This window comes from Actinophytocola sp. (assembly GCF_049647105.1).
In the GTDB taxonomy this organism is placed as follows: domain Bacteria; phylum Actinomycetota; class Actinomycetes; order Mycobacteriales; family Pseudonocardiaceae; genus Actinophytocola.
The window spans coordinates 1-6,097 of the sequence record NZ_JBARWZ010000060.1; the positions used below are offsets into that span (position 1 = coordinate 1).

The 6,097-nt window shown below is 75.0% G+C and carries 1 protein-coding gene; it reads left to right on the forward strand.

What is annotated here, in order from left to right; translation table 11 throughout:
- A partial coding sequence (locus WBA97_RS08155; protein ID WP_424230107.1) for a type I polyketide synthase occupies positions 1-6,097 on the forward strand: 6,097 nt, incomplete at both ends.

The window sequence follows — 6,097 nt, forward strand, 5'->3', positions numbered from 1 at the left end:
GTCCGATGTGGACGAGGCACGCACCGGCCTCGCCGACCGCGGGTACGTCTCCGGCCACACCGAGCCCGGCCCGCTGGCGTTCCTGTTCTCGGGTCAGGGTTCGCAGCGTGCGGGGATGGGGCGTGAGTTGTGTGCGGCGTTCCCGGTGTTCGCCGAGGTGGTTGACGCGGTGAGTGCCCGGGTCGGGGAGATCCCGTGGGACGACCAGGAGCGGCTGGACCGGACGCGGTACGCGCAGGCGGCGTTGTTCGCGTTCGAGGTGGCGTTGTTCCGGCTGCTGGAGTCCTGGGGTGTCACTCCTGACTACGTGGTTGGTCATTCGATCGGCGAGATCGCGGCCGCGCACGTGGCCGGTGTGCTGTCGCTGGACGACGCGTGTGCGCTGGTGTCGGCTCGCGGTCGTCTGATGCAGGCGTTGCCGGCGGGCGGCGCGATGCTGGCGGCGGAAGTGTCCGAAGAGGACGTTCCGGCCGGGGTCGACATCGCGGCCGTGAACAGTCCGGTTTCTCTTGTGGTGTCCGGCACTGCCGACGAGATCGACGTTCTCGAACAGCGGTGGCGGGCCGAGGGCCGCCGGGTCAGGCGGCTCGCCGTCTCGCACGCGTTCCACTCGACGCTGATGGAGCCGATGCTGGCGGAGTTCGCCACCGTGGCCGAGTCCCTGACCTACCACCAGCCCGCGATCCCCATGCACGGTGACGTCACCGATCCCGCCCACTGGGTGGCTCAGGTCCGGCGGACGGTCCGGTTCGCCGACGGGGTCGCGAAGCTGCGCGAGGACGGGGTGACCACCTTCCTGGAGCTGGGCCCCGACGCCGCGCTGTCCGCACACGTCGACCAGGCCGTCCCGCTGGTGCGCCGCGGCCACGACGAGGTCCGCTCCGTGCTGGCAGGCGTCGCCTCGGCCTGGGTGTCCGGCACCGACGTCGACTGGGCCCGCACCGTCCCGCCCACCGGCAGGACCGTCGACCTGCCCACCTATGCCTTCCAGCGCACGCGGTTCTGGCTCGACACCTTCGCGCAGGAAACCCCCGCCGCCGCCGTCCCCCCGGCGGACGCGGGCTTCTGGGCCGCGGTCGAGCGTGCCGACACGGCCGCCGTCGCCGCCGCGCTCGGCCTCGACGACGACACCCTCGCCACCGTCCTGCCCGCGCTCTCCGCATGGCGCGCCACGGCCGCCCGCCGGTCCGCCGCCGACGCGTGGCGCTTCCGCGCCGAGTGGACCCCGGTCGCCGACCGCGCCGCGGTCCCGTCCGGCACCTGGCTGCTGGTCGTCCCGCCCCGCGGCGCGCCGGACCTCGCCGCCTCGCTGCGTGCCGTCGGCGTCGACGTGCGCGCGCTGACGGTGGACCCGGCCGACACCGACCCGTGGTCGGTCGCGGGCGACCTGCTCGACATCGCCGAGTCCTGCGACCTCGCCGGTGTGCTGTCCCTGCTGGGCACCGGCACCGAACCGCACCAGGAGTACCCGGGCCTCACCACCGGCATCGCCGCCACCATCGTCCTGATCAAGGCCATGGACGCCGCCCGGCTCGACGTCCCGCTGTGGACGGCCACCACCGGCGCGGCGCACGTCGGCAGGCTCGACCCGGCGCCCAGCGCGGAACAGGCGCAGGTGTGGGGCCTCGGCCGCGTCGCGGCCCTGGAACAGCCGCGCCGCTGGGGCGGTCTGCTCGACCTGCCGGAAACCATCGACCGGCGTGCCGCCGAGCGGGTCGCCTCGGTACTCGCCGACGGCACCGAGGACCAGGTCGCCGTGCGCGGCTCCGGCCTCTACGCTCGCCGCGTCCGCCGCGCCCCGCTCACCGGCACCGCCACCCCGTGGCGGCCGGGCACCGTCCTGATCACCGGCGGCACCGGCGCCCTCGGCACCCAGGTCGCCCGGCTCCTCGCACAGCGCGGCGCGTCGCACCTGGTGCTGGCCAGCCGGGGCGGCCCTGCGGCCCCCGGCGCCACCGAACTCGCCGACGAGCTGACCGCGCTCGGCACCCGCGTCACCGTCGCCGCCTGCGACATCGCGGACCGCGACGCCGTCGCCGCGCTCCTCGCAGAACACCCCGTCACCGCCGTCGTGCACACCGCGGGCGCCGTCGACCAGCAGGCCGTCGCCGACGCGGGGCTCGCCGAGGTCGCCGAGGTGCTGCGCGCCAAGGTGGCAGGTGCTCGCATCCTCGACGAGCTGCTCCCGGACGCCGAGGCGTTCGTCGCCTTCTCCTCCATCTCTGGGGTGTGGGGCAGTGCGGGCCACGCCGCCTACGCCGCCGCCAACGCCTACCTCGACGCACTGGTCGAACGTCGCAGAGCGCTGGGCCGCACCGGCACCGCCGTCGCGTGGGGACCGTGGGCCGGGGCGGGCATGCTTGCCGCAGAGGGCGCAGAGGACACCCTGCGCCGCCGCGGCCTGTCCGCCATGGACCCGGTCGCCGCCGCGGCCGCGTTCGCCGACGTGGTGGACCACGACCTCGGCTGCGTCGTCGTCGCCGACATCGACTGGGCCGCGTTCGCGCCCGCCTTCACCTCCGGCAGGCCGAGCCCGCTGCTGTCCGCGCTGCCAGAGGCCGCCGCACCGGCCCCGGCCCTGCCGGACCGCGCCGGGTCTGCCGACCTGCACCGCAAACTCGCGGCAGGCGACCGGGACGAGGTCCTGCTCGACCTGGTTCGCGCCGCCGCGGCCGAGGTGCTCGGCCACACCGGCGGCGACGCCGTCGAGCCCGACCGCGCCTTCTCAGAACTCGGCTTCGACTCGCTGACCGCGGTCGAGCTCCGCGACCGCGTCGCCGCGCTGACCGGCATCGCGCTCCCCGCGACCCTCGTCTTCGACCACCCCAGCGCACGCGTACTCGCCGCCCACCTCGCCGTACTGCTCGGCGAGACCGGCAGCGCGGAGGAGACCCCCGAACCGGCGGCCCAACCTGGCGACGACCCCATCGCGATCATCGGCATGAGCTGCCGCTACCCCGGCGGGGTCGCGTCGCCGGACGACCTGTGGCAGCTGGTCGCCGACGGCCGCGACGGCATCGGCCCGTTCCCCACCGACCGAGGCTGGCCCCTTGACTGGCTGGCCGCCGACGACCCCGACCGGCCGGGCAGCTCGCACGCCACCGAGGGCGGCTTCGTCCACACCGCCGCCGAGTTCGACGCCGCCCTGTTCGGCATCTCGCCCCGCGAGGCACTCGCCATGGACCCGCAGCAGCGGCTGCTCCTCGAAGCATCATGGGAGGTCTTCGAGTCCGCCGGGATCGACCCGCTGTCGCTGCGCGGCAGCAGGACCGGCGTGTACGCGGGCACCAACAGCCAGGACTACCTGTCCGTGCTCACCGAGTCCGGCGACGGCGTCGAGGGCCAGATCGCCACCGGCAGCGCCGCGAGCGTGGTCTCCGGCCGCGTGTCCTACACCTTCGGACTCGAGGGGCCCGCGGTCACCGTGGACACCGCGTGCTCGTCGTCGCTGGTCGCGTTGCACCTCGCCGCACAGGCGCTGCGGGCGGGGGAGTGCGGCATGGCGCTGGCCGGTGGCGTGGTCGTCATGGCCCGGCCCGGCATCTTCACCGAGTTCAGCAGGCAGAACGGCGTGGCAGCGGACGGCCGCTGCAAGTCCTTCTCCGCGTCGGCCGACGGCGCGGGCTGGGGCGAGGGCGTCGGCGTGCTGCTGCTCGAACGCCTCTCCGACGCCCAGCGCAACGGCCACCACGTGCTCGCGGTCGTCCTGGGCTCCGCCGTCAACCAGGACGGCGCCTCCAACGGGCTCTCCGCGCCGAACGGGCCGTCGCAGCAGCGGGTCATCCGGGCCGCGCTGTCCGCCGCCGGGCTTGCACCGTCCGAGGTGGACGCCGTCGAGGCGCACGGCACCGGCACCCGGCTCGGCGACCCGATCGAGGCACAGGCCCTCATCGCCACCTACGGACAGGACCGTGACCAGCCGCTGTGGCTGGGGTCGGTCAAGTCCAACATCGGCCACACACAGGCCGCCTCCGGTGTCGCCGGTGTGATCAAGATGGTGCAGGCGATGCGGCACCGGACCCTGCCGCCCACCCTGCACGTCGACGCCCCCACCCCCGAGGTGGACTGGACGGCTGGCGCGGTCGAGTTGCTCACCGAGGCCCGGCCGTGGCCGGAGACCGGACGAACCCGCAGGGCAGGCGTGTCCTCCTTCGGTGTCAGCGGCACCAACGCCCACGTCGTCATCGAAGAGGCCCCCGGGACCCCGGCCGCGGCGACCACCCAGGCATCCGGCCCGACCGCCTGGGTGATCGCCGCCAACACCGCGCGCAGTCTCCGCGCCCAGGCAGGCCGCCTGCGCACCGAGGACGGCGACCCGGCCGGTATCGCATGGACCCTGGCCACCGGCCGCGCCGCGCTCGACCACCGTGCCGTCGTCGTCGCGGGCGAGACCGACCCCCGGGTGCCGCTCGCCGCACTCGCCGAGGACGCCGAGGCACCCGGTCTGGTACGCGGCACGGCCAAGCACACCGGTGGCACCGTGTTCGTCTTCCCAGGGCAGGGCGCGCAGTGGCCGGGCATGGCCGCCGGGCTGCTCGACACCGAGCCGGTGTTCCGCGCCACGATCGAGGACTGCGAACGGGCACTCGCCCCGCACGTGGACTGGTCGCTGCTCGACGTCCTGCGCGCCGGGGTGCCCGACCGCGTCGACATCGTGCAACCAGCGCTGTGGGCGGTGATGCTCGGCCTCGCCGCGCTGTGGCGTGCCGCCGGGGTGCGGCCGGCCGCGGTCGTCGGCCACTCGCAGGGCGAGATCGCCGCCGCGGTCGTCGCCGGGGCGCTGAGTATCGAGGACGGCGCGGCCGTGGTCGCGTTGCGTGCCAAGGCGATCGGGGCGGTGCTGTCCGGCCGCGGCGGCATGGTGTCGGTGGCCGCCGGGGTGGACGCCGTCACCGAGCTGATCGCGCCGTGGGGTACCGCCATCGGGGTCGCGGCCGTGAACGGTCCACTGTCCACTGTGGTCTCCGGCGACGCGGACGCACTGGACGCGTTGCTGGCGGCCATCCCCGACCGGAGCCGCCGCATCCCCGTCGACTACGCCTCCCACTCCGCGCACGTCGACCTGATCCGCGCCGACCTCCACACCGCACTCGCGGACATCAGCCCGCGTGCCGCCGAGGTGCCGTTCTTCTCCGCACTGACCGGCGGCGAGTTCGACACCACCGGTCTCGACGCCGGGTACTGGTACGAGAACCTGCGCCGCACCGTCCGCTTCGACCAGGCCGTCGCCGCCGTCCGCGACCGGGGACGTAGCACGTTCATCGAGGTCAGCCCGCATCCGGTGCTGACCGTGGGCGTCGAGGAGACCCTGGCGGGCGACGGCGTGGTGCTCGGCACGCTGCGCCGCGAGTCCGGTGGCCGGGAGCGCTGGCTCACCGCTCTTGCCGAGGCGTGGGTGCGCGGTCTGCCGGTCGACTGGTCGGTCGTGCTGCCCGAGACCGCGCCGGTTCCGTTGCCCGCCTACGCCTTCGACCACGAGCGTTACTGGCCGCGCCCCAGGCGTGCGGCCCCCATCGACCCGGCCGATCACCCCCTGCTCGACGCCGCGGTGCCGGTGGCGGGCGCGGGTGCCATCTGGCTCGGCACGCTGTCGCTGGCCACCCACCCGTGGCTGGCCGACCACGCCGTGGCAGGCACCGCGATCCTGCCCGGCACCGCCATCGCCGACCTCGCTCTCTGCGCAAGCGCCGCCATCGGCCTCGGCCAGGTCGACGACCTGACCCTGGAGACGCCGCTGGCCATCCCGGCGACGGGCGCGGTCACCATCCAGGTGCGGATCGACGACGACCGCTTCACCGTCCACTCGCGACCAGCCGCCGACCGCGACGCCGACTGGACCCGCAACGCCTCCGGCACGCTGTCGGCCGACCAGCCCGCCGCCCCGGCGGGTCTCGCCGACTGGCCGCCCGCCGAGGCCGAGCCGGTCGACGTGACCGGCCTCTACGCCGACCTCGACGCCGCCGGTTACGGCTACGGCCCGACCTTCCAGGGGCTGCGAGCCGTGTGGCGGACGGCGGACACGGTCTACGCCGAGGTCGTCCTGCCAGAGGACGCGCACGCCGACGCCGCCCGCTTCGGCCTGCACCCGGCGCTGCTC